Genomic DNA, 3,091 nt, shown 5'->3' with positions numbered 1-3,091 from the left:
AATCAAGCAGTTATGAAAGAGATGGATATTAAAGCTCAGAAAGAAATTCAAAGTGCTATGAATATGTATAAAGATAATTATGAGTTACAAAATAAAATTAGAAATATACTGAAAACTTTAAATCCTGAAGACCATGATTATTTAGAAAAAAATGAAAAATTAAAAGGATACATATCTATCTTGAAAGGCCATAGAAATAATAAAGAGAGATATTTTGAAATGGATGAACAAGGTGAGTTTATAAAAAAAGGTAACAGTAGAGTTGGTAATGGGAGATATGAAGAAAAAGTAGCTGCCAAAAGTTATACTGATATCTATAATAAAATTGTAGATGAACTTGAAGATAAATATAAAATAAAAGGTAAAAAAATAAAAGATGGTGAAACTGGTTTTAGTGAAACAGATTTAATGCATAATCTTTTAAAAAAGAAAATGGATAATACTGTATTTAATCTTATTATCAATGGAGATGATATTGTTAATACCACTGGATCTGCTAAACAGACTGGAATGATAGGCGGAGATTCTTATATGGGACATCCTGGATTTGGGATGTCGGGATTAAGTTTTAATAAAGTTACTCAAAGAACTTATCAAGCACAAGATTTACTTGGTGAAGCTTCGTTAAGAATTAGGAATGCTAATGGAGATAAAAAACTAACTACAATATCAGAAGCCAATTCTCAACTATTAAAAAGAATGGGGACATCAGGAGTAGGTAAAAGAGTTGCTCATTATCAAACTGAACAAGTTGTCCTTGATGCAATAGAACATATAAGAACTAATAACAATATGAGTGATATGGAATATACTAGAGGACAATCTTATAAAACTTTTGCTATAGGAGATGTTAATACCAATATAGGAAAAGAAGGTGAATTAAACTCATTTACAGCCTCATTCCAAGAAGGTATGACTGCTGCTAAATCATTACAGCTAACAACTAATCCAATAAGGAATAAATCTGTAATATTGGATTTAGATAAACTTGATTATGATGCATTAGGATATAGTAAAAAAGAAGTACATGATTTACTTTCAACTAAAGAAACTCAACACCTTATATTTGAAAAAATAATAGATGAAAAACTTTATAAAACTATTGAAGGGAAAGATAAATATTCAGATTTTTATGATAATTTGTTAGAATTTTCTGAAAAGAATAACATAGGTGAAGATATGGATTCACTTAAAAAATTACACAATTATGTTAATGAACAACTTGGAGGTAAATCAAAATTAGGAAAAGTTGTTGATGACGAAGCTGGAAGAATGTCAGTGAGTAGTAAAATAATGAATTTATTAGGAACTGCTGAAAAAACCCTGGGAGCAATATCTGAAGCTGGTGGAAAGTTTGGAAAAGTTAAAATAACTAATGATGAATATACAAAAGATTTATTAGAATTAAAACCAGAGGTAGGATTCAGAATAGGAGGAATTGACTATAACTCTCAAACCAGTTCCATAGAAATAGCTTTAGAAAATATAGCTAGTGTAGACCAAGGTTCTAAACAACAAACAATAGGTGCTAAATATACTGTTTCAGAAGTTTATGATTTCTTAAGATTAAAATCTAAAAATGGAGAACAGTTTATAGATGCTGTATTTAACAATAAAGCTGAGAGAAGAAAGCAGACAGGAATGCTTATTCATGGAGCTTTACAGACTGTTGTTACAAACATCTTTGAAGATTTAGGAGAACAAGGTATAAAAGAGCTAAATGCCAACATGGGAGAGTTGTTAAAAGACTTACAAGTGGATGTTAAGCTATCTAAAGAATTTGGTGTTTTTATAGATGAAACTTATTTAACTAAAGATTTAAAAGGTGAAAGTATAACTGCTGAAAAGTTTTTAGAGTTATCTAAAGATCCATTAGAAAATATGAGTAAGATTTTTACTGAAAAAGGTAAGAAGATATTTGAGGATGTTACTAAAAAATATGGATATTCTTATTATACTCCAGATGGAAAACAAGCTGTTGGAGAAATGTCTCACTATGGAATATTAACAGCTATGCAAAAAGCATATAGTAAAACCTATGATAAATTTGGAAAAGAAGAAACCGCATTTATTGTAAACAATGCCTCTATTGAAGCTTTTGGTAAAGAAGGTAAAGTTGCCATAGGAAATGGGCCAATGTTACTTTTAAAACTTGCTAGTGAAAGAGTAAACTCAAATGCTAATAAGAAAAAAGATGGTGGGCTAAAATTAGGAACTGGAATTTCAGATATGATAAGAATGAGTGGATACAATGAATTGATTGACCATATCCAAACTAGAAATCAAGAAAAGGTAAATAACTATTTAGGATCAGTATTTCAAAATCTATCTAACTCTGAAATAATAGAAAAGATTTTTGTTAAAAACCAAGATTTCAATATGGATGTTCTTGTTGGAAGTATAGCTAATTCTATAAGCAATGGAGTTGTATTTGATTTAGACAAAGTGAAGACTACTGATTATATTCTAAATAAAACCGAAGAGTATTTATCTCATGAGAAATTAATGGAAAAAAGTATTCTTGGTAAGAGCATATTAAAAAAAGGACTTGGTAAAATAGAAAACGACTCATTAGCTGAATCTGTTAATGTTGTAATCAAAGATAGCAATATACAAGAAGTTTCTAATCTTATAAACAAAGACTTCGATATTGTTGAAAAGTATCTAAGAAATTATAATTTGAATAAAACAATTAACTTAGATTATGTTACACGTTTATCTCTGGAAAATAAAAGTAGGACTCGTAGTGAGAGTGCGTATTTGAAATCTCAAACAGAAAAAGTAATAACTGGTTTAAAAAATACAATACATCATATGAAAAAGATTAGTCTTGATACAAAGACACAAAATAGCATTGGTAATGTTATTGGAATAATGAAATTATTTTCTGAAAATGCTGATAATGTTTACGGTTTGAAACAACTTCAAACTATGATTTTTATGGGAAAAATATTAACAACATTAGAACTGAATTATGATGTTTCTAGTACCGATGGAACTATAGTTCCTAATGAAAGTTTCAACAGGATAAAAAACTTAGCTGAAAAAAGTTTGGCTTATAAAAACAATAAGAGTTCGAGTGCTGATTTTA

Annotated in this window: 1 protein-coding gene; it reads left to right on the top strand. The window is 28.5% G+C overall.

Annotated elements, in window-relative coordinates; all coding sequences use genetic code 11:
* The coding region (locus Q0V09_RS09765; protein ID WP_297489039.1) for a hypothetical protein at positions 1-3,091 on the top strand (3,091 nt) is incomplete at both ends.

Origin of the sequence: uncultured Cetobacterium sp., from assembly GCF_947039425.1 — a bacterium.
GTDB lineage: Bacteria > Fusobacteriota > Fusobacteriia > Fusobacteriales > Fusobacteriaceae > Cetobacterium_A.
The sequence above is the reverse complement of the archived record's forward strand: the minus strand, read 5'-3'. Positions and strand labels throughout refer to the sequence as shown.